General features: G+C 71.3%; 14 protein-coding genes, 2 pseudogenes and 4 CRISPR repeat arrays. Of the genes and pseudogenes, 14 read left to right on the top strand and 2 right to left on the bottom strand.

Annotated features, from left to right (window positions below; genetic code table 11):
• From ABD335_RS07745 to ABD335_RS07735, 3 genes and pseudogenes are all read left to right on the top strand, one after another.
• A pseudogene (locus ABD335_RS07745) lies at positions 1-436 on the top strand (hypothetical protein); the annotation flags it as partial.
• A gap of 526 nt (positions 437-962) precedes the next feature.
• Positions 963-1,862 carry a replication-relaxation family protein gene (locus tag ABD335_RS07740; RefSeq protein WP_344321361.1) on the top strand — a complete coding sequence of 300 codons (900 nt, stop codon included), beginning with the start codon at positions 963-965 and terminating at the stop codon, positions 1,860-1,862.
• A gap of 484 nt (positions 1,863-2,346) precedes the next feature.
• Positions 2,347-2,924: a CRISPR direct-repeat array (repeat unit 29 nt; unit sequence CTGCTCCCCGCACCTGCGGGGATGGCCCC).
• 296 nt (positions 2,925-3,220) lie between these two features.
• Positions 3,221-3,616 (top strand): DUF6924 domain-containing protein, encoded by a 396-nt coding sequence (locus ABD335_RS07735; protein WP_344321360.1) that lies wholly within the window; start codon positions 3,221-3,223, stop codon positions 3,614-3,616.
• 1,589 nt (positions 3,617-5,205) lie between these two features.
• Here the strand turns inward: ABD335_RS07735 and ABD335_RS07730 are convergent.
• Positions 5,206-6,054 carry a DUF6414 family protein gene (locus ABD335_RS07730; RefSeq protein ID WP_344321359.1) on the bottom strand — a complete coding sequence of 283 codons (849 nt, stop codon included), beginning with the start codon at positions 6,052-6,054 and terminating at the stop codon, positions 5,206-5,208.
• 158 nt (positions 6,055-6,212) lie between these two features.
• On the opposite strand from ABD335_RS07730, the pseudogene ABD335_RS07725 reads away from it, so the two are divergent.
• Together ABD335_RS07725 and ABD335_RS07720 are read left to right on the top strand one after the other, a co-directional pair.
• Positions 6,213-6,466 (top strand): annotated as a pseudogene (locus ABD335_RS07725) (type I-E CRISPR-associated endoribonuclease Cas2); the annotation flags it as partial.
• 557 nt (positions 6,467-7,023) lie between these two features.
• Entirely contained in the window at positions 7,024-7,197 is a 174-nt protein-coding gene (locus ABD335_RS07720) for a hypothetical protein (RefSeq protein WP_344321358.1), read from the top strand.
• Between the two features lie 122 nt (positions 7,198-7,319).
• Positions 7,320-7,652: a CRISPR direct-repeat array (repeat unit 29 nt).
• A 435-nt stretch (positions 7,653-8,087) separates the two neighbouring features.
• Positions 8,088-8,667: a CRISPR direct-repeat array (repeat unit 29 nt; unit sequence CTGCTCCCCGCACCCGCGGGGATGGTCCC).
• 71 nt (positions 8,668-8,738) lie between these two features.
• Here ABD335_RS07720 and ABD335_RS07715 read toward each other — a convergent pair.
• Positions 8,739-9,941 carry an IS110 family RNA-guided transposase gene (locus ABD335_RS07715; RefSeq protein WP_344321357.1) on the bottom strand — a complete coding sequence of 401 codons (1,203 nt, stop codon included), beginning with the start codon at positions 9,939-9,941 and terminating at the stop codon, positions 8,739-8,741.
• A gap of 350 nt (positions 9,942-10,291) precedes the next feature.
• On the opposite strand from ABD335_RS07715, the gene cas3 reads away from it, so the two are divergent.
• The 9 genes from cas3 (at position 10,292) to ABD335_RS07670 (ending at position 20,972) form a co-directional block, all read left to right on the top strand.
• A complete protein-coding gene (cas3, locus tag ABD335_RS07710) occupies positions 10,292-13,264 on the top strand; it encodes a CRISPR-associated helicase Cas3' (protein ID WP_425583565.1) in 2,973 nt (990 codons plus the stop codon).
• A complete protein-coding gene (gene casA, locus ABD335_RS07705; protein ID WP_344321356.1) occupies positions 13,265-14,941 on the top strand; it encodes a type I-E CRISPR-associated protein Cse1/CasA in 1,677 nt (558 codons plus the stop codon). It abuts the gene before it with no gap.
• A complete protein-coding gene (gene casB, locus ABD335_RS07700) occupies positions 14,938-15,669 on the top strand; it encodes a type I-E CRISPR-associated protein Cse2/CasB (RefSeq protein ID WP_344321355.1) in 732 nt (243 codons plus the stop codon). The genes casA and casB overlap by 4 nt, the downstream gene beginning before the upstream one ends.
• Complete coding sequence (cas7e, locus tag ABD335_RS07695; RefSeq protein ID WP_344321354.1) at positions 15,666-16,856, top strand: type I-E CRISPR-associated protein Cas7/Cse4/CasC; 1,191 nt, start codon at positions 15,666-15,668, stop codon at positions 16,854-16,856. The genes casB and cas7e overlap by 4 nt, the downstream gene beginning before the upstream one ends.
• Positions 16,853-17,581, top strand: a complete 729-nt coding sequence (cas5e, locus tag ABD335_RS07690; protein ID WP_344321353.1) for a type I-E CRISPR-associated protein Cas5/CasD — start codon at positions 16,853-16,855, stop codon at positions 17,579-17,581. The genes cas7e and cas5e overlap by 4 nt, the downstream gene beginning before the upstream one ends.
• The gene (gene cas6e / locus ABD335_RS07685; RefSeq protein ID WP_344321352.1) at positions 17,581-18,315 is read left to right on the top strand and encodes a type I-E CRISPR-associated protein Cas6/Cse3/CasE; all 735 of its coding nucleotides are present in this window, start codon (positions 17,581-17,583) and stop codon (positions 18,313-18,315) included. Before cas5e ends, cas6e begins: the two co-directional genes overlap by 1 nt.
• A 5-nt stretch (positions 18,316-18,320) precedes the next feature.
• Positions 18,321-19,274, top strand: coding sequence for a type I-E CRISPR-associated endonuclease Cas1e (gene cas1e / locus ABD335_RS07680; RefSeq protein ID WP_344321351.1), 954 nt, complete (start codon positions 18,321-18,323; stop codon positions 19,272-19,274).
• The gene (cas2e, locus tag ABD335_RS07675; RefSeq protein WP_344321350.1) at positions 19,271-19,618 is read left to right on the top strand and encodes a type I-E CRISPR-associated endoribonuclease Cas2e; all 348 of its coding nucleotides are present in this window, start codon (positions 19,271-19,273) and stop codon (positions 19,616-19,618) included. The genes cas1e and cas2e overlap by 4 nt, the downstream gene beginning before the upstream one ends.
• An 81-nt stretch (positions 19,619-19,699) precedes the next feature.
• A CRISPR array of direct repeats spans positions 19,700-20,277; the repeat unit is 29 nt; unit sequence CTGCTCCCCGCATCCGCGGGGATGGTCCC.
• A gap of 278 nt (positions 20,278-20,555) precedes the next feature.
• Positions 20,556-20,972 (top strand): hypothetical protein, encoded by a 417-nt coding sequence (locus ABD335_RS07670; RefSeq protein WP_344321349.1) that lies wholly within the window; start codon positions 20,556-20,558, stop codon positions 20,970-20,972.
• Positions 20,973-21,061: the final 89 nt, after the last annotated feature.

Genomic DNA, 21,061 nt, shown 5'->3' with positions numbered 1-21,061 from the left:
CACCAGTCGCTCCACGATCGTCACGCCCGCAGACTACCGACCACCCCAAATGAGATGGCCTGTAAAGCTCACCCCCGACCTGCAGAGGGCCGTCGAGGACAAAAGCCTCCCGGTCGAGGTCGCCCGCCGCGTTGGCCAACTCCCCGAACAGCAACAGCACAGCGCCGCTGAAGAAGCACTCGCCGAGCGCGCGAAAGGTAAGAAGCGCAGGCGGCAGCTCTCGCAGGGTGCTTACGCCGTAAGCACCCCGACTCCCGCGACGAACTCGGACGAGGAAACGAGGCAGGACGCCGCAACAGGTGCATCTTCCTCAACAGGTGTGTCTTCCTCGCTCCCGCCGGAACAGGAAGAAGAGCTGTCGGCTCTGGCAGAGGACCTTCGCAACCGCCTGACCGCAGAACAGCTGAAGAAGCTGATCGAACTGCTTACGGCATAGCCACCGAGCCGAACCGCCCGCACCACAGCCAGCGCAACATCGTGGGGTGCTTACGCCGTAAGCACCCCACGATGCCGTGTGGGCGATACACCAGACGCACCGGATGTGTCCTCTGCCACGGACAAACCGGTCGGGAAAGGGGTGGTCCAGGGGCATAACGGACACTGCCGGGCGTGGGTGGCCAGGCCGCGGACAAGGGGTGTCTCTGCACGGTGGTCAGCGGCCCGTACGTCTCGCGCGTGCGGGCTGGCCCAGACCGCCGAACCGGCCCGCACCGCCGGAGAAAAACGAGGAAACGATGACCGCCGCCGACTCCACCCGACACCCTGCACCGTTTCAGCAGCGCCCCTTGCGCACCGGGCGGGGAGCCCCGGATGCCGCCACGGCAGCCGGCCCTGCGGCGGACCCTGTGGCGAGCCCCGCACCCAGCCCCACAGCCCCGACCGGCTTCCAGCCCGCTGTTGCTGATCAGGCCCCTTGTCCGCCCGCCGGAGCCGGCTGCGACTCCGCTATCTCCCCTAAAAAATTGCCGGAGATAGCGTCCCGGCCCCGTACGAAGACCGCCGCCCGGGCCGGAGCCGAGATCCGCGGCGAGGTCCTCCTCACCCTGGCCCGGCTGAGGCTGGCCACCCCGCACCAACTCCGGGCGCTGCTGCTGCCGCACCAGCAGGGCACCGACTACATCCGCCGCGCGCTGCGCGACCTGCGCGCCGAATCCCCGGCCCTGGTCGGCCGGGCCCAGCGCGCTCAACAGAGCTACTGGTACTGCACCCCGGCCGGGCTGGCCGAGGCCGCCGCCTCCGGTGCCCTCCCCCTCGCGGCCGGCTCCCGGACCGCCGCCCGCCGCGCGGCCGCGAAGACCGGCCTGCGCGAGCACGCCCTGGCCGTGGTCGACACCGCCATCGCCTTCCACCAAACCCACGTCGCCGACGCTGGCGACTGGCACCTCGAAATTGCCCACCCCACCTCGGCCGGAACGCTCGTCCCCGACGCCGTGGTGCTCCTGGCCGACGGCCGCACCGCCTTCGTGGAAGTGGACCGCGGCACGATGTCCTACGCCCGCCTGACCGCCAAACTGGAGCGCTACGACGCCTACCGCACCGCACCCCCGACCGGCCGCGGCACCGCCGTCCGCACCCCACGCCGCCCCTGGGAAGAAAGATACGGTGGCTCCTGCGGCAACCGGTCCTTCCCGCCGGTGCTGGTCGTCTTCGCCCCCGCCCCGCGCCGCGCCGCACCGGACACCCGCGAGGCGGTCTTCCACGACCGCGCGGCCGCCATCCCGCCCATACGGCGCTGGCAGTTGATCGTGGCGACCACGACCCTGCACCGGCTGACCGTCCACGGGCCCAACCGGCCGGTGTGGCGGGTGGCCGGACATGGCCAGGACCGCCGGCCGCTGAACAAGCTGCCGACCGCCCGCTGAACCGGCCGACCCGTTCCCCGGGCACCCCACCCGGCCCTTGCCACGCCGTCGGCCCCCGATGGCGCAGCCGGGCCCGTGCGGAAGCCGGTGGACGGGCCCCCAGGCGGCCGGTTGCCGGACGTCGCCGGCCGGGAAGACGAGCGCCCGCCTCGGGGTGCGGCGCCGGCGCCGCACAACTCTCGGCAAGCGGGAGACGTGCTCGACGGTGCTCCGGCCGAAGGGCGAGGTGGCGCGGTAGGGGGCACCGGTCGGCACGTGACGCCTCGGGCATGCGGGCCTGGTCTTGGTGATCGGGTTCCTCCTGGAGGTCTGACGCCTGTCCAGGGGTGAGGCTCGTCCCGCGACAGCGGACTTCCCGTACTCGGCATTACGATCCGTTGCCGTCAACGGCTCAGCCACTGAGGGAGATCTGCCTGTGATGTCCGATTCGGTGAAGCTGGTCGGAAACCGCCGCCCCGGTGGATAGAGTCGCAGGTCACCGAGTCTGCTCCCCGCACCTGCGGGGATGGCCCCAACAGAGTTTCGCCCCCCCTCTGACCTGCGGGCTGCTCCCCGCACCTGCGGGGATGGCCCCCCGCCCAACCTGTCGCCAAGATGACCCCGAAGCTGCTCCCCGCACCTGCGGGGATGGCCCCCCGCCCAACCTGTCGCCAAGATGACCCCGAAGCTGCTCCCCGCACCTGCGGGGATGGCCCCAGCGAAGCCGTCTCGCGCCGCAAGTTCCGGCCCTGCTCCCCGCACCTGCGGGGATGGCCCCGACTGCGCGGAGTAGCCGCATGCCTGCACGGCCTGCTCCTCGCGCATGCGGGGATGGTCCCGGGAGGGACGGGGACGCCTGGGACGCCTCGAACTGCTCCCCGCGCATGCGGGGATGGTCCCACCGGCTTCAGCACCGTGTTCCACGCCCACAACTGCTCCCCGCGCATACGGGGATGGTCCCGGACCGGAGGAATCACACAACGTAAGCGGGCCCTGCTCCCCGCGCATGCGGGGATGGTCCCACCGCGGCGACGGCCCGCGCGTCCAGCAGCGTCTGCTCCCCGCGCCTGCGGGGATGGTCCCACGGCCGCGTACGGGGCGACCGGGGACGGCGTCTGCTCCCCGCACCCGCAGGAGGTGAGCCGACCGCACGGCTCACCTTCCGCGGCACGCTCGTCCGGACCGGGTCCGAGTCTCACCGCTGGCCGCCCAGGGCGAACGCCGATCCGGCGGGGCGTGACAGTGGCCCATGAGACAGTCACGGCACGGCCTACCGATCGTCACAGGGGAGAAGGAGCCATGAGAGTGTTGCCCGCCGTCACCGGCCGTGGTGAGTTCGACGCCCTGGTGGTCCGGACCGATGACCACGACGAGCGGGCGTGGCGGGAGGTGGCGGCGGCGCTGCTGGAGCCCTGGGGGACCGGCGGTACGAGGCGCACGTCCACCTTGTCGACGATCCGGTCTGGGCGGGGGCGACCGTTGACGAGGTGCTGACCGCGGTCCGCGCCGTCGAGGACCTGGCCGTGGTTTTTCTGGCCGATCGGACGACCATGCGGGCCGAGCCCCGCGCGCTGCTGGCGGTCACCACGTTGACGCGGGAGGAGTGCGTGGACGATGAGGACCACGAGCGGCTGATCGAGTTCGGCCGCGCGTTCCGCACCCTCCCCGCGGGGGTCCACGAGGTCCACGCGAATCTGAGTATCGGCAATCTGGGCTTCGAGGAGTTCGCGGCGTGGGCCCACGATGACCCCGAGGGGATCTACCGGTCCTTGTGAACAGCCGGCCGGTGGGGAGGGCTCCCGCCCCGGTCTTGATCGGGTGTGGCCGGGCTGTGTCGGCCCCGCGCCCGCGGGGATGGTCCCGCGCAACGCCGCCTCGCCGACGCACAGCGGGCCTGCTCCCCGCATCCGCGGGGATGGTCCCTCCACGGTGCCCAGGTTCTTGGGCCACACGATCTGCTCTCCGCGCCCGCGGGGATGGTCCCAACTCCGCGACCGCCGCGCCGGGCGCCGCGTGCTGCTCCCCGCACCCGCGGGGATGGTCCCGGCTCCCGTCGCGTCTGAGGGCCGCCTACGGCCTGCTCTCCGCGCCCGCGGGGATGGTCCCGCGTACTGGAGCGTGTCCACGGCCGCGACGCACTGCTCCCCGCGCCCGTGGGGATGACCGCCAACGGCGGCGAGTGGATCGGCACCGTGATCCGCTGCTCCTCGCGCCTGCGGGGATGGTCCCCGGTGGCCGATCTGCCGCGCGGCGACGGCCGGGGTCGGGTGGCCCCGGTCGGGTCCGGACCTGCTGGGGTTGGCCCTCTTCGCGGGCGTCTGGGATCCGGTGGCCTGACCGGTGGAGGAGGCGCGGCGAGCTCCTGGGGCCCGTCTCGTCCTGCTGCGGTCCGTGGTGTCCGATTCGGTGAAAGTGGTCGGGAACCGCCGCCCCGGTGGATAAAGTCGCAGGTCACCGAGTCTGCTCCCCGCGTTCGCGGGGATGATCCCAAGCCGACGTCGCCGCACGCCGCGCCCGACTCCTGCTCCCCGCACCCGCGGGGATGGTCCCACCTGAATGCGGTTGAAGGTCGCGCCCCCGCGCTGCTCCCCGCACCTGCGGGGACTTCCGGAGACGGTGGGGCCGGTGCTGGTCCTACCCTGGTCTCCCGTCAGCGGCATGGGGAAGACCCCTGGCCGAGGCGTCACCCGTCCCGTTCTCCGAGGGAGTTTGGGCTGTCTGGATAAGGACTGTCGGTGATGTCCGATTCGGTGAAGCTGGTCGAAACCTGGTGCTCCGCCGGATGAAGCCCCAGGTCACCGAGTCTGCTCCCCGCGCATGCGGGGATGACCCCGCGGGGGTGACCGCGGCCCACCGGCCGCTTTCCTGCTCCCCGCGCATGCGGGGATGACCCCGTCATCGGAGCCAGCCCGGAGTGGACGGTGGTCTGCTCCCCGCGCATGCGGGGATGACCCCGCCCCGTTCACGGCCCGTAGAGGGCAACCCTTCTGCTCCCCGCGCATGCGGGGATGACCCCCGCGCCATCGCCGAGGACGCCGAGACGCCAAACTGCTCCCCGCGCATGCGGGGATGACCCCGGGAGAGGGGCGCGCGGCCGGGGGCGTGCGCTCTGCTCCCCGCGCATGCGGGGATGACCCCGAGGACGGGCAGCGCGGCGAGACGGTCCTGATCTGCTCCCCGCGCCTGCGGGGATGGTCCCGTGAAGCGGGCCGCAGGTACCCACACCCTGCGCTGCTCCCCGCGCCCGCGGGGATGGTCTCTCGTACTCTGCGGACGCAGCGCCGATCAGCGCCTGCTCCCTGTGTCCGTGGGGGATAGTCCTGAGACTTCCAGCTGGGCCCGCAGGGCCTACGAGCTTGTGCGCTCAGTACAGCGCGATGGCGTCGATGACGATGGCCGGACCAGAGATGTACGCGTGGACGTCGTCATCGGGCAGGTTGAGGCCCAGTCGCTCCAACTGCTGGGTCACCTCTTCGAGGTCGTCCTGAATCTGCGCCATCATGATGCGACGCATCATGAACTCCCAACCGTGCAGCAGCCATTCATCGGTGACGCGGTACTCTCCGTCAAGGACCAACTTGGACACGCTACCCAGAACGCGCAGATCTCCTTCCACACGGTCTGCTGAGGCTTCGTCGATGAAGAAGTCTGGGCGCACATTCACGTACACCTTGTGCGGCAACGAGCTGCCGGAAACCTCCAACAAGAGCGGAAGCGGGAGCAGTTCGTTCCGGAGGTAGACTCGCTGGATCTCCTCGGCGACGTCAGCGTCTTCCAAGTCCAGGTTGGCGAGCTCGTTCAGGTCATTGATGTCGCGAGCCAGCATGAGGCGGCGGAAGACGAAGAACACCTTACTCAGCACGCTGACCGCGGTGATCCGCGCGGTGCCCTCGATCTCAACCAGCACATCCCGGGAGAGAGCCGAGTCGCCGACGGGGTTGACCTGCACTGCCTTCTGACGAATCAGCTCGTCTATCACCTTGGAGACCGTCGCTTTTTCCCGAGGTTGCAGGCTGTACGTCGACTGATACTGAAAGTCGCTGCCCGCCGACCCGTTCAACGCAAGCGCGCCGATGCCAGCCTTCCCTCCGCCGGAGCGTTTGCTCACGGTCGTCTCGACGATTTCCTGGGACTTGGGGACGTCGATGTCGTGGTACTCCGCCTGGGACAAAAGCGTCTCCAGGTCCAGAAAACTAGGGGACCTCAGTGCCATCAGATGAGTGTCCCATCCGCTACTGACACCCTGCCTCGGCAAGGTCTGCTCAGCGAACCCGCCAACGCTCGTAGCCGCCGGCGCGGCCTGTCCTTCGGCAAGGCCGAACACACCACCGGCCGCCGGAACTGCGTGACCCTGTCCACCGCCACCTTGGCCCCTCCGCCCGGATCCGCGAGGCGCTGTGGGACGAGGTGAAGCAGTACGCGGGCAACGGCCGCGCACTGCTGGCCTACAACACCGACAACGAGCAGGGCTTCGCCTTCGAAACCCACGACCACAACAAATGGCACCCCGTGGACCACGAAGGCCTCACCCTGATCCTCCGCCCGCACGACCAGACCACCATGCCCGCGTCCCACCCCGTGGCTGGAGCAAGGCCTCCAGGCGTCGACGCTTCGGAAACTGGTAGAAAACGATGCCCTGTATGCCCGACTCGGTGAAGCTGGTCGAAAACCGGTGCCCCGCCGGATAAAGTCGCAGGTCACCAGATGTTCCCCGCACCAGCGGGGATGATCCCGCCTACGTGACCGAGCTGGGGCGTGCGCTGGTCTGCTCCCCGCACCCGCGGGGATGGTCCCATGGCCGAGGACTTGACCCGCGCCTTTTCCTCCTGCTCCCCACACCCGCGGGGATGATCCCACCGGCAGCGTGATCGTCCCTACGGTGATGGTCTGCTCCCCGCATCCGCGGGGATGATCCCGTGAAGAACTCCTGGCGCAGAAAGCGCGCCCCCTGCTCCCCGCGTCCGCGGGGATGGTCCCATCATCGACCCGATACAAGCGATGGTCGGCGTCTGCTTCCCGCGCCTGCGGGGATGGTCCCGCCTACGAGCGGCTGGCCGACACGATCGAAGCCTGCTCCCTGCGCTTGCGGGGGTGATCCCGCCCCTATACCGGAACGTAAGCCGGTCGCTACGCTGCTCCCCGCACCTGCGGGGATGGTCCTCGATGGCCGGCTGCCGCGGCCGTGGCGGCCTGGACCTGGTGGGACGGCGGCTGGACGCCCCACCGCTACGGGGTGTGCCTGGGGTGGATGACCGCCGCCGGGCAGCTGGCCGCAGCCGGGATCGGGTGGTCCCGGTCGGGTTCGGACCTGCTGGAGGTGGCGTTCTTCGCGGGCGCCTGGGATCCGGAGGCCTGACCGATGGAGGAGGTGAGGCAAGTTCCTGGAGCCCGTCTCGTCCTGCTGCGGTCCGTGATGTCCGATGCGGTGAAGCCGGTCAGAACCCGGTGCCCCGCCGGATAGAGTCGCAGGCCATCGAGCCGCTCCCCGCGCCCGCGGGGATGGTCCCTCCAGCCCGCTGACGGCCAGCGGCGTCACGCCCTGCTCCCCGCATCCGCGGGGATGGTCCCGACGGGTTCGCCGGCGAACAGGCCCACGTACGCTGCTCCCCGCGCCCGCGGGGATGGTCCCTCGACGCGATCCTCGACCGCGGCGCCGTCGGGCTGCTCTCCGCGCCCGCGGGGATGGTCCCTCGCGGTAGTCGGCGCCGATCTCGCCGGTGTCCTGCTCCCCGCGCCTGCGGGGATGGTCCCAAGGTCGCGACGAGGAGCCGATCGGCGACATCTGCTCTCCGCGCCCGCGGGGATGGTCCCGGCAACCAGGCCGCCGGCTACGTCCGCCGCGCGTTGCGCGACCCTGGCCGCCCTGCGAGCCACGTTTCTCGACCGCGCGGCCACCGCCTCGCCCCGCCCCGCCGGTGTGGCGGGTGGCCGGGGCGCGGCGAGGACCGCGGATCACCGCCCCGAGCCGATCGTGATGGCAGGGTGCCCGAAACGGCCAAGGTCGGGGCCGTGTTCTGCGTCTTCCGGAGACGATGGGGCCGGTGCTGGGCCTACCCTGGCCTTTCCGTCGGCATCGGCTCTTGGCAGGCACCGTCGGCGGCGACATGGGGAAGCCTTAACCGAGGCGCCACCCGCCCCACTTCCCGAGAGAGCCTGGGCCATCCGGAAAGGATTGTCGGTAATGCCCGATGCGGTGAAGTTGGTCAAAACCCGGTGCTCCGCCGGATAAAGTCGCAGGTCATCGAGTCTGCTCCCCGCACCCGCGGGGATGGTCCCTGGGGGCTTACCGAAGAGGACGCGGCTGAACTCCTGCTCCCCGCACCCGCGGGGATGGTCCCGACGCCACCCGCGCCTGGCTGCTGGCCCAGCTCTGCTCCCCGCACCCGCGGGGATGGTCCCTGGAGGATCGGCGGCAGCAGCGGCAGGATCGCCTGCTCCCCGCACCCGCGGGGATGGTCCCACCGGCAGCGTGACGCTCACGGTTGCGGCCACCTGCTCCCCGCACCCGCGGGGATGGTCCGGTCTGGTAGTTGTCGAAGTCGAGGACGTCGATCTGCTCCCCGCACCCGCGGGGATGGTCCCTACCTCGCCGAGATGGCCGCCATCGCCGACGACTGCTCCCCGCACCCGCGGGGATGGTCCCAGCAGGATCACGGCCACCAGCAGCAGCACCGTCTGCTCCCCGCACCCGCGGGGATGGTCCCTGACCGCCGTGGTCCGAGCGGTGCTCGCCGAGCTGCTCCCCACGCATGCGGGGATGGTCCCCAGGCGACGGCCGCCCTCGACCGCGGCGCCATCTGCTCCTCGCGTCCGCGGGGATGGTCCCGTCAACGGTGTCGTGTTCACCCAGACCGCCGGCTGCTTCTCGCGTCTGCGGGGGGGCCTCTATGTCCTTCGTCAAGCGAGGCGTGGGGTCCTGGGTTCGTAGAAGGTGCCGTCGCGGAGCATCGCGAACAGCACGCTGATGCGGTGGCGAGCCAGGCGGAGAAGAGCCTGCGTGTGGGTCTTCCCGCGGGTCCGACACCGGTCGTAGTAGGAACGGGAGGCGGGATCGTGCAGGGCAGCGAACGCGGACAGGAACATCGCCCGTTTCAGCTGCCGGTTGCCGCCCCGTGGCGCGTGCTTGCCATGGATTGAGGTCCCCGAGGATTTCGTCGCCGGGGCGAGACCGGCGTAGGAGGCCAAGTGGGCGGCGGTGGGGAAGCTGGTGCCGTCGCCGACGGTGACCAGCAGGACGGCGGCGGTCCTGACCGCGACTCCCGGCATCGAGGTCAGGACCTTCGAAAGAGGGTGCTCCTCCAGCAGGGCCTCGATCTGGGCCTCCAAGGCCCGGCGCTGTTCGTGAACAGCGGCGAGCGATCGGGCCAGGGACGGGATCACGATGTCGAGCGTGCCGGTGCCCGGGACCACGACGGTCTGCTCGTCGAGCGCGGTAAAGATCTCGTCGATCAGCCGGGCGGCCATGCGCGGGGCCTTGGGCCGGATCACCTCGACCAGCCTGCGGCGACCGGCCTTTCGCAGCGCGGCCGGGGAACCGTAGCGTTCCAGCAGCCAGGTCACCGCCTGGTGGTCCAGACGCGGCCCGAGCACGCGTTCCAGGCTGGGGTGGAACTGGGTGAGCAGGCCGCGTATCCGGTTGGAGGTGCGGGTGGCTTCGGCCGCGAGGTCGGTGTCGAAGCCGACCAGCACGGTCAACTCGGCGGTGATCTCGTCGGTCAGCTGAAGCGAGCGCAGGGTGTGCGGCATCGTCCGTGCGGCGTCCGCGATCACCGCGGCGTCCTTCGCATCGGTCTTCGCCTCGCCCGGATACAGGTCGGCGATCCGCCGCATGGCCAGGCCCGGCAGGTAGGCGACCTTGCAGCCCGCGTCCCGGGCGACGGTGAGCGGGAGGGCTCCGATGGAGGCGGGCTGGTCCACGATCACCAGCACGGTGCCGAACTTCGCGGCCAGCTTGTCGAACACCGCCCGCAGCTTGGGTTCGGTGTTGGGCAGCTGCTTGTCGAAGACCTTCTTGCCGGCCGGGGTGAGCCCGTGCCCGTGGTGGGCGCTTTTGCCGACGTCCAGGCCGAGGAAGACGCCCACGTCGTCGATGTCGTCCAAACCATCCTCCCGAACGGGGTTGGTGCGGTGCTGGCCAGGGCGTTGGCGTCGTATGCGCGCATCCACGTTATGCAGACCTGCCGCCCGTACATGGCCGGGCATTGCGCCCGGCCGGGCGGTGGTCGGACCTCTCATCAGCGTCTCCAACGGCGCCTCTCGGGCCCGGTGACACCACCCCCAGGTCATCGGTTCGACAGGGGGGAACAGTCATGCCGGGCCCGGAGGCCAGCGGTCCTCTTGCAGGACCGCGAAGAACATAACGGGGGATCGGTTCGTTTCCGGGTCGCGCAGATTTGGTCATTTTCGGTCATGTGTGTGGTGGGTGGGCCGGGCGGGTGTTCAATGGCGGCGTGATCGAGGAGGGGGCCGGGGGGCCGGGGTTGGGGGAGTGTCTGGCCGGGGCGGTGCGGACGGTGTGGGCCAAACACGACCGGGCGACCGACGGGTGGCTGCCGTTGTGGCGGCACATGGCCGACAGCGCCGCGGTGGCCGGTCTGTTGTGGGACCGGTGGCTTCCGAGGAACGTCCAGGCGCTGGTGGCCGGGCCGCTGCCCGGGGGCATGGAGGACGCGCGGCGACTCGCGGTGTGGTGTGCGGCCGGCCACGACGTTGGCAAGGCGACACCGGCGTTCGCTTGCCAGGTGGATGCTCTAGCGGACCGGATGCGGGCGGTGGGGCTCGACATGCCGGGGCCCAAGCAGGTGGGTGACGATCGGCGGATGGCTCCGCACGGCCTGGCCGGTCAACTCCTCATTCAGGAATGGCTGGTGGAGCGGTTCGGCTGGCCCGAGCGGGCCACGGTGCAGTTCGCCGTGGTCGCCGGCGGGCACCACGGGGTGCCGCCGGGACACGGTCAGATCCTCGACCTCGACCACCATCCCGAGCTGTTGCGTACGCCCGGCCCGTCCGAGCCGGTGTGGCGGCGGGTGCAGACCGAACTGCTGGATGCGTGCGCGGATGTCTACGGAGTACGGGACCGACTGCCGCACTGGCAGCGGGTGAGGCTGCCTCAGCCGGTGCAGGTGGTGCTGACCGCGTTGGTCGTCGTCGCCGACTGGATCGCCAGCAACCCCGACCTGTTCCCGTACTTTCCCGAGGAACACCCGCGCGGCGACGCCGCGCGGGTGGCCGCTGCGTGGCGGGGGCTGCGGCTTCCCGGGCCGTGGTCGCCGGCCGTTCCCGCAGGCACGGCGGGCGAGGTGTTCGCTACGCGGTTTGATCTGCCGCCCGGGGCGCGGGTCCGCCCGGTGCAGGAGGAGGCGGTGCGGCTGGCGCGGTCGATGCTGGCGCCCGGGTTGATGGTGATCGAGGCGCCGATGGGGGAGGGCAAGACGGAGGCCGCGCTGGCGGTTGCGGAGATTTTCGCGGCCCGGTCCGGTGCGGGCGGGGTGTTCGTCGCCCTGCCGACCATGGCCACCGGCAGCGCGATGTTCCCCCGGCTGCTGGACTGGCTCGACCGGCTGCCGCCCGACGGCCTGGACGACACCACCCCGGAGGGGCGGGAGCGGTCGGTCCTGCTGGCCCACTCCAAGGCCGCCCTCAACGAGCCCTACGCGGACCTGCTGCGTGCCGGCAGGCACACCATCGCCGCGGTCGACCAGTTCGGCGACGAGGACCAGCTGCGCCCGTCCGACGATGTGCGTTCCGCACCCGCCGAATTGGTCGCCCACCAATGGCTGCGGGGCCGGAAGAAGGGGCTGCTGGCGTCGTTCGCGGTGGGGACCATCGACCAGTTGTTGATGGCCGGACTCAAGAGCCGGCACCTGGCGCTGCGGCATCTGGCGTTCGCCGGGAAGGTCGTGGTGATCGACGAGGCGCACGCCTACGACGCCTGGATGAACACCTACCTGGACCGGGTCCTGGCCTGGCTGGGCGCCTACCGCGTGCCGGTGGTGGTGCTCTCGGCCACCCTGCCGGCGGCCCGGCGCCGGGAGTTGGCCCAGGCGTACGCCGGTGGAACCCGGGACGATGCGGAGGGGTACGCCGTGCTGGCGGAGGCCGGCGGGTATCCCCTGCTCACCGCCGTGGCCCCGGGCACGGACCCCGAGATCGCCGTGCCCGCCGCGTCGGGCCGCCGTACCGAGGTGAGGCTGGAGCGGCTGGACGACGACCTGGATGTTCTCGCCGACCGCCTGGAGGCGGAGCTGGCCGGCGGGGGCTGCGCCCTGGTGGTGCGCAACACCGTGGACCGGGTGCTGGAGGCCGCCGAACACCTCCGGGCGCGGTTCGGTGAGAAGGCGGTGACGGTGGCGCACGCCCGGTTCCTGGACCTGGACCGAGCCGGCAAGGACGCCCGGTTGCTGGAACTCTTCGGCCCGCCGGGGGAGGACGGAACGCCGCCGCAGCGTCCTCAAAGGCGTCATATCGTGGTCGCCAGCCAGGTGGCCGAGCAGTCCCTGGACGTGGACTTCGATCTGCTGGTGTCGGACCTGTGCCCGGTCGACCTGCTGCTACAGCGCATGGGACGCCTGCACCGCCACCGGCGCAGCGACCGTCCCGCCCGCCTGCGGGCGGCCCGCTGCCTGGTGACCGGGGTCGACTGGACGGCCACCCCCGCCCCGCTGCCGGTGAGCGGGTCCCGGCGCGTCTACGGCGAGTACCTGCTGCTGCGCTCCCTGGCCGTCCTGGAGCCGCATTTCGCGGACACTCCGGATGCCGGTGTGGTGGTGCGGCTGCCGGAGGACATCAGCCCACTGGTGCAGCGCGCCTACGGGAGCGAACCCCAGGGGCCGGCGGCGTGGGCGGAGGCCGTCGCCGAGGCCCGCCGCGCCCACGAGGCGCACCGCGCCCGGCAGCGCCACGGTGCGGACGTCTTCCGCCTGGACCGGGTGCGCCGCGCGGGACGCCCTCTGGTGGGGTGGATCGACGCCGGGGTGGGGGACGCCGACGACACCCGGGCCGGCCGCGCCCAGGTCCGTGACGGCCAGGAGAGCCTGGAGGTGTTGGTGGTGCGGCGCCGCGCGGACGGCACCCTGACCACCGTGCCGTGGCTCGGCCAGGGGCTCGGCGGCCTCGAGCTCCCCACGGATGCCGTCCCTTCGCCGCGGGCGGCGCGTGCCGTTGCCGCGAGCGGGCTGCGGCTTCCCTATCACTTCTCCTATCCCCGGGTGCTGAATCGGGCGATCGAGGAGTTGGAGGAGTGGTGCGTTCCGGCCTGGCAGGCGAAGGAATGCCACTGGCTGGCGGGCGAGTTGATCCTCGCTCTCGACGACGGCCCGGGTGGGGATTGTCAGACCCGGCTGGCAGGCTTTCAGCTCCGCTACAACCCGCACGACGGGCTGCGGGTGATCCGCGACGGGACGGAGAGGCAAGGGGATGGGTAGATGAACGGTGCCGCACCCGGTGACGGCGTGTCCTTCGACCTGACCGACCGGCCCTGGCTGCCGGTGCAGTTCCAGGACGGCGGTCGGGACGAGCTGTCCCTGCGAGAGGTCTTCGCCCGGGCCGCAGAGATCCGGCGGCTGGTGGGTGACCTGCCCACCCAGGAATTCGCCCTGCTCCGGCTGCTGCTGGCGATCCTCCACGACGCCGTGGACGGGCCGGAGGACATCGACGCCTGGGCGGAGCTGTGGGCGGACGACACCCCGTTCGCTCCGGTCGCCGACTACCTCGACCGGCACCGGCACCGGTTCGACCTGCTGCACCCGCGCACCCCCTTCTTCCAGGTCGCCGGCCTGGAGACGGCCAACGGCGAGGTGGCCTCCCTCAACCGCATCGTCGCCGACGTCCCCAACGGCGAGCCGTTCTTCACCATGCGCTCTCCCGGCGTGGACCGGCTCGATTTCGCCGAGGCCGCGCGCTGGCTGGTGCACGCCCACGCCTTCGACACCTCCGGCATCAAGTCCGCCGCCGCAGGAGATCCACGCGCGAAGAGCGGCAAGGTGTATCCGCTGGGGGTCGGCTGGACCGGGAACCTCGGCGGCGTGTACGCCGAGGGCGACTCGTTGCGGGAGACGCTGCTGCTCAACCTGGTCGCCGCCGACACCGGCACGATCCGCGTCGGCGACGACGACCGGCCCGCCTGGCGCCGCGAGCCGTGCGGGCCCGCTGCCGCCGAGGACCTCGCGGGCCGCCCGTCGGGGCCGCGCGATGTGTACACCTGGCAGTCCCGCCGCGTGCGGCTCCATTTCGACCGCGAGGGCGTCCATGGCGTGGTCCTGTGCTACGGCGACCCTCTGCAGCCGCACAACAGGCACCGGGACGAACCGATGACCGGCTGGCGGCGCAGCCTGGCGCAGGAGAAGAAACGGGGCGAGTCGCTGGTCTACCTCCCTCGGGAGCACGATCCGGCCCGCGTCGCGTGGCGCGGCCTGGCCGGCCTGCTCGCCCCCCGCGACCAGGCGGCCACCGGACGCCGGGAACCCGACGCGGTCCTGCGGCCCCGCGTCCTGGACTGGGTGGCCCGGCTGGTCACCGAGCGGGTGCTGCCCCGTGAACACTTCCTGCGGGCCTGCACCGTCGGCGCGCTCTACGGCACCCAGCAGTCCGTGATCGACGAGGTCGTCGACGACCGTGTCGCCCTGGCCGTCGTCCTGCTGCACGAGAGCGACCGGCGCTTCGGACAGGCGGCGATCGACGCGGTCGCCGACGCCGACAGGGCGGTGAAGGTTCTCGGCGACCTCGCCGAGAACCTCGCCCGAGCGGCCGGCACCGACCCGGAGCCGCGCCGCTCCGCCGCCCGCGATCTGGGCTACGGCGCCCTGGACGCCCCGTTCCGCCACTGGCTCAGCCGCCTCGGCCCTGATGACGACCCTCAAGGCGAGCGCCGGCGGTGGCAGCAGCAGGCGCGCACGCTCATCGGCCGGCTCGGCGACCGGCTGGTGGAGGAGGCCGGAACCGCCGCGTGGGAGGGCCGCGTCACAGACCGCGGCGAATGGCGCAACGCCGCCTCGGCCGACCTGCGGTTCCGCTCGGAACTCGGCAAGGCCCTCCCCGGGCCCTCCCCTATCGACGAGGCTTCGGCCTCCGGCGAGCCCACCACCCAGAAGGTGCACGCATGACCAACACCCCCACCATCCCAGCGCCCTCGTCGCCACACTCCTCGCCCCCGCCTCGCCGACGCGCACCGCTGACCCTGGTCGGCGCGGCCGTCGACCAGCGGATCACCGAACTCCAGCGGGGCTACCTCGCCGACCGCTCCGATGCCGTCGCCACGCTCGCCCGGCTGCGCCGCGGCGTCGGCAAACCCGCCAACGCGGTACCGGACCTGTGGGGCCTGGGCGCCGACGAGGCGATCCACCAGGCCCACGCCGACGGCGAACTGCCAAACGGGCAGGCGGAGCGGGCGGAGGAGGCCGCCCATATTGCGCTCACGCTCTGGGCGCTGCACCAGCAGTCCCACCACACCCAGCGCATGCACCTGCGCTACGGCCCGGAGCTCGGCGCGGCGGTCCGCCGTCTGATGCCCGGACCAGAGGTGGACGAGCCGATCCGCAAGCGTTTCGTCCGGGCCGCCACGGCCACCACGCCGACCATGCTGGCCCAGCGGCTGCGGGAGATTGTCACCCTGCTGCGCCGCGAGGCCGTCGCGCTGGACTACGGCCTCCTCGCCGATCAGCTCCACCAGTGGCAGCAGCCCGGCGGCGCGGAACGGGTCCGCCGCTCCTGGGGGAGGTCCTTCCACGCTCACCGCACCTCCGACACCTCCCCGGACACCGCCGACGCCCCCGGTGGCGCGGACGAGAACCACGACTCCACCATCACGAACCCGAAGGACGACACCCTGTGAGCCGGACCATCCTCGACGTGCACGTGCTGCAGACCGTCCCGCCCAGCAACCTCAACCGGGACGACACCGGCTCCCCGAAGACCGCCTTCTACGGCGGGGTCCGTCGGGCGAGGGTGTCCAGTCAGGCATGGAAGCGGGCCACCCGCCGCTCCTTCGACGGCCTGCTCGACCCCGCCGAGCTGGGCGTGCGCACCAAGCGGGTCGCCGAACTCCTCGCCGACCGGATCACGGCCGCCCGGCCCCACCTGGGCGATGCCGAGGCGCTGACCCTGGCCGCGGAAACGATCCAGGCCGCCACCGGCTCCAAGATCGAGGTCCCCAAGCGCAAGGCGGAGGCGGCGAAGAAGAAAGGCGAGGACGCGCCCGCCCCCGAGTCCTCCTACCTGATGTTCCTCAGTGCTCGGCAGCTCGACGGCCTCGCGGACCTCGCCGTCCAAGGCGCGGACGACATCAAGAAGTACTTCAAGACCAAGGAGAACAAGGCCCGCGCCCGGCAGATCGCCGACACCCGCCACTCGGTCGACATCGCCCTGTTCGGCCGGATGGTCGCCGACTCCGCCGACATCAACGTCGACGCCGCCGCCCAGGTCGCCCACGCCCTCAGCGTGCACGCGGTGGAGAACGAGTCCGACTACTACACGGCCGTCGACGACCAGAACACCGACGCCGAGCCCGGCGCGGGCATGATCGGCACCGTCGACTTCAACTCCGCGACGCTGTACCGCTACGCCGCCGTCGACGTCGACCTGCTGCGCCGCAACCTCGGCAAGGGCCTGCGCGACGACGAGCCCGTCACCGAGCCCGTGCGGCGGGCCGTCCAGGCGTTCCTGCACGGCTTCATCGCCTCCCTGCCCACCGGCAAGATCAACACCTTCGGCAACCACACCCTCCCGGACGCAGTCATCGTCAAGCTCCGCACCTCCCGCCCGGTCAGCTTCGTCGCGGCCTTCGAAGAGCCCGTCACCGCGGACCTCACCGGCGGCCACCTGAAGGCGGCCTGCGAAAAGCTCACCGAGTACGTCCCGGACCTGGAAGGCGCCTACGGCATCGACGGTGACCCTTCCTGGGTGCTGCGCGTCGGCCCCGCCACCGCCAAGCTGGCCGGGCTGGGCACCGAGGTCACCCTCACCGACCTGGTCGACGCCGTCGGAGCGGCCGTCGCCGAACGGCTGGGACCGAACGCATGAGCGTCCTGCTCCTTCTGCTGGCGGCCCCCCTGCAATCCTGGGGGGCCTCGGCCCGTTTCGCCCGGCGCACCACCGAACCCGTCCCCACCAAGAGCGGCGTCCTCGGACTACTCGCCGCCGCCCAGGGCCGCGACCGCACCGCCGACCTGTCCGACCTGGCCGCACTGCGCTTCGGCGTTCGCGTCGACCAGCCCGGCACCCGCATCCGCGACTTCCAGACCGCAACCCACGCCGACTCGGGCAAGGCCATGCCGGTCTCGGAACGCTTCTACCTTGCCGACGCCGTCTTCGTCGCCGCGGTGGAAGGCGACGACGCCCTGATCGACGAACTGCACACGGCCGTCCGGGCGCCGGTCTACCTGCCCTACCTCGGCCGCCGCTCCTGTCCGCCGGCCCGCCCCCTCGATCTCGGCGTTCGCACCGGGGCGGACCTGCGCCAAGTGCTGCACACCGAGCCCTGGCACGCCTCCGCCTGGTACCAGCGCCGACGCCGCAGCGAGCAGCGCGTCGACGTGGAGGTGTTCCTCGACGCGGACCCCAGGGGCGGCCCCAGGGACAGCCTGCGCGACCAGCCGCTGAGCTTCGACCCCCGGCATCGCCGCTACGGGTTGCGCACCGTCCGCTCCGAGACCGTCTCCGTCGCCAATCCGCAAGCACGCAAGGCCCGTCGAGTCACGGTCCCGGCCCACGACCCGTTCGACGCCCTGGACGAAGAGATCGCCTGATGTTCCTCACCCGCTTCCGTCTCAACACCGCGCGCCCCGGCGCCCGCCGCCTGCTGTCCTCGCCTCAGGCGATGCACGCGGCCGTGATGTCGTCCTTCCCGACCCTGCTGCCCACCGACACACCCCCGACCACGGGCCCGCGGGTGCTGTGGCGCGTCGACCACACCACCCGCGCCGAGGTCATGCTCTACATCGTCGGCCCCGACCGGCCCGACCTCACCCATCTCGTCGAGCAGGCCGGCTGGCCCGCGGCAGCCGCCGCCGACCCGGACCGACCCGGCTGGCAGACCCGCCCCTACGCACCGTTCCTGGCCCGGCTGGAGGCCGACAGCGTCTGGGCCTTCCGACTGACCGCCAACCCGGTCCACAGCATCCGCCGCACAGAAGGCGAGCCGACCAAGCGCACCGCCCACCTCACCCCCCGGCACCAGATGGACTGGCTGCTCAAGCGGCAGAAAGACAGCGGCTTCCGCATCCTGGAGAAACCCCTGGACCAGCGCCGCCTGCCCGACGGCGACCAGTACCAGCTGATCGTCCGCGACCGGCGCGACCTGTCCTTCGGCAAGACCGAGCACACCACCGGCCGGAAGAACCGCGTCACCCTGACCACCGCCACCTTCGACGGCCGCCTGCAGGTCACCGACCCCGACGCGCTGCGCCGCACCCTCACCTCGGGCCTGGGGAAGGCGAAGGCCTACGGCTGCGGGCTGATGACCCTCGCCCCCGCAAGGTGAGGACCATGCCCACCATCGGCAAGCGGGGCCTGTCCACCCCACGCGAACTCACCCGGGTAGCCGACCGCCTCTCCTTCGTCTACCTGGAACGGTGCACCGTGCACCGCGACGCCAACGCCATCACCGCCGAAGACGCCGACGGCACCGTCCACATCCCCTCCGCCACCATCGGCACCCTGCTCCTCGGCCCCGGCACCCGCGTCACCCATCAGGCCATGAGCGTCCTCGGCGAGAGCGGAGCGGGCGTGGTGTGGGTCGGCGAACACGGCGTGCGCTTCTACGCCGGCGGCCGATCCCTGACCCGCTCCTCCGCCCTGGTCGAGGCCCAGGCCACCTCGTGGGCCAACCAACGCACCCGCCTCGCGGTGGCCCGCGCCATGTACCGCAAACGCTTCCCCGACGAGGACCCGTCCGGCTGCACCCGACGCGAACTCCTCGGCATGGAAGGGCAACGCGTCAAGGACTGCTACCGCAAAGAGGCCGCACGCACCGGCGTCACCTGGCGCGGACGCCGCTTCGCCCCCGGCGACTTCACCTCCGGAGATCCGCCCAACCAGGCCGTCACCGCCGCGGCCCAGTGCATGTACGGCACCGCCCACGCCGTGGTCGCGGCCCTGGGCTGCACACCGGGCCTGGGCTTCGTCCACTCCGGGCACGAACTGTCCTTCGTGCTGGACATCGCCGACCTGTACAAGACCGAGATCGGTATCCCCGTCGCCTTCGAGACGGCAGCGGAGAGCCCCGAGGACGTCGGCTCCCGCACCCGCCGCGCCCTCCGCGACAGGGTCAACGAGACCGGCCTACTGGACCGGTGCGTCAACGACATCAAAGACCTCCTGCTGCCGACAACAGCCCACGGCGACCCCGTCGACGCACCGGGGGACCGGATGACCCTCCAGACCGACCACGGCCCGGACCTGGCCTCGGGCCGCAACTACGCCGACGGAGTGATCTGGTGACCGTCATCGTCCTCACCCACTGCCCGGTGGGGCTGCGCGGCTTCCTCACCCGCTGGCTGCTGGAGATCTCCCCCGGCGTCTTCATCGGCGGCCCCTCCGCACGGATCCGCGAGGCACTGTGGGACGAGGTGAAGCAGTACGCGGGCAACGGCCGCGCACTGCTGGCCTACGGCACCGACAACGAGCAGGGCTTCGCCTTCGAGACCCACGACCACAAATGGCACCCCGTGGACCACGAGGGCCTCACCCTGATCCGCCGCCCGAACGACCAGACCGCCGCGCCCGTGCCCACGCCTCGTGGGTGGAGCAAGGCCGCCAAGCGCCGGCGCTTCGGAAACCGATAAAGAGCGGTGTCCCTTATGCCCGACTCGGCGAAGCTGGTCAAAACCGGTTGCCCCGCCAGATAAAACAGCAGGTCACGAAGGCTGCTCCCCGCATCCGCGGGGATGGTCCCGACTCGACCAGCTCGTCCAAGTCGAGTTCGTCCTGCTCCCCGCATCCGCGGGGATGGTCCCGGGTCCAGCACCAGGCCGCCGGACGGGCAGCCCTGCTCCCCGCATCCGCGGGGATGGTCCCAGGCGAGTCACAGCGTCGATGACCCGCGGCGTCTGCTCCCCGCATCCGCGGGGATGGTCCCGAGATCCAGGCAGGGTTTTCCGTGATGTTGGACTGCTCCCCGCATCCGCGGGGATGGTCCCAGGGTCTGACCTGCGGAAACACCCTCTCGGGACTGCTCCCCGCATCCGCGGGGATGGTCCCGACATTTTCGTGGCCATTCAGGGAACCGGCAGCTGCTCCCCGCATCCGCGGGGATGGTCCCGCCCCGGAGGCCGTGGAGACGCGCCGGCTGTGCTGCTCCCCGCATCCGCGGGGATGGTCCCAACGTGAGGGAGCCGGGTGGCAACGGGATCCTCTGCTCCCCGCACTCGCGGGGATGGTCCCAGGGTCGTCATCCACCACACCGCCGGGCGGAACTGCTCCCCGCACCCGCGGGGATGGTCCTGTCCTGCTTGAATTCCAGCCCGAGCTCGCCGGCTGCTCCCCGCCGACGCGGGGGTGCTCCGTAGCCACGCATTAGGGAAATTATCCCAGGCTGATCATCGCGCGCTTCCCTGGCGCGCCCACCTCTCGCCCCCGCTAAGGAAGGTTCTCCCCGGCTATCTCGGGACCCGCCACTTCCGTCTACCCGAACGTGAATAGACAATGGACAGACATGCGCGGAGCCGGTACTGTCGTCTCGTCAGTTCACGTTCATTCACGTCAGTTGCTACGGGAGACCCCGTGAAGATCACGGTCACCGTGGAGGACCCCACCGGAGACTTCCAGAATCGGCTCTTGGGCCTCCTCGCCGATCACGCCGCCCACATCGAGATCGACACCGCCTGGACCGCCGAACGCGCCGAGCGCTACTACACCGAACTCCCGACCCGCGCCCGCCGTATCGTCCGCGAGGCCGCCATCCGCGACGGGTTCGTCTCCGCCGACGACCTCCGCGACGACGAGGACACCAGCCTTCGCGGGCACAGCGCCCCGCTGAAGCGGGTCCTGGAACGCGGCGTCCGCAGGGGCTGGTGGCCGGACGGCATGCCCGCACCGATTGAGCCGCAAGGACCGGGGTTTGGAAAAGTCGTCGGCTACCGGATGCCCGCCGACCTCGTAGACACCTTCTTCACCGCCATCAAGCAAGCAGAGAAGTGAGGGCCACGACTGTGACCCAGAAGGACAGCCTGGTGATGATCTGCGGGTTTTTGTCGGTGGTGGTTCGGCATCGTGATGTCAGTGGGTGA

Origin of the sequence: Streptomyces macrosporus (assembly GCF_039533145.1) — a bacterium.
Classification (GTDB): Bacteria; Actinomycetota; Actinomycetes; order Streptomycetales; family Streptomycetaceae; genus Streptomyces; species Streptomyces macrosporus.
The sequence above is the reverse complement of the archived record's forward strand: the minus strand, read 5'-3'. Positions and strand labels throughout refer to the sequence as shown.

Bases quoted from the DNA above. Each gene is read 5' to 3' on its own strand.
- ABD335_RS07730 (WP_344321359.1), bottom strand. From the start codon at position 6,054: ATGGCACTGAGGTCCCCTAGTTTTCTGGACCTGGAGACGCTTTTGTCC.
- casA (WP_344321356.1), top strand. From the start codon at position 13,265: ATGAACGGTGCCGCACCCGGTGACGGCGTGTCCTTCGACCTGACCGAC.
- casB (WP_344321355.1), top strand. From the start codon at position 14,938: ATGACCAACACCCCCACCATCCCAGCGCCCTCGTCGCCACACTCCTCG.
- cas5e (WP_344321353.1), top strand. From the start codon at position 16,853: ATGAGCGTCCTGCTCCTTCTGCTGGCGGCCCCCCTGCAATCCTGGGGG.
- cas6e (WP_344321352.1), top strand. From the start codon at position 17,581: ATGTTCCTCACCCGCTTCCGTCTCAACACCGCGCGCCCCGGCGCCCGC.
- cas1e (WP_344321351.1), top strand. From the start codon at position 18,321: ATGCCCACCATCGGCAAGCGGGGCCTGTCCACCCCACGCGAACTCACC.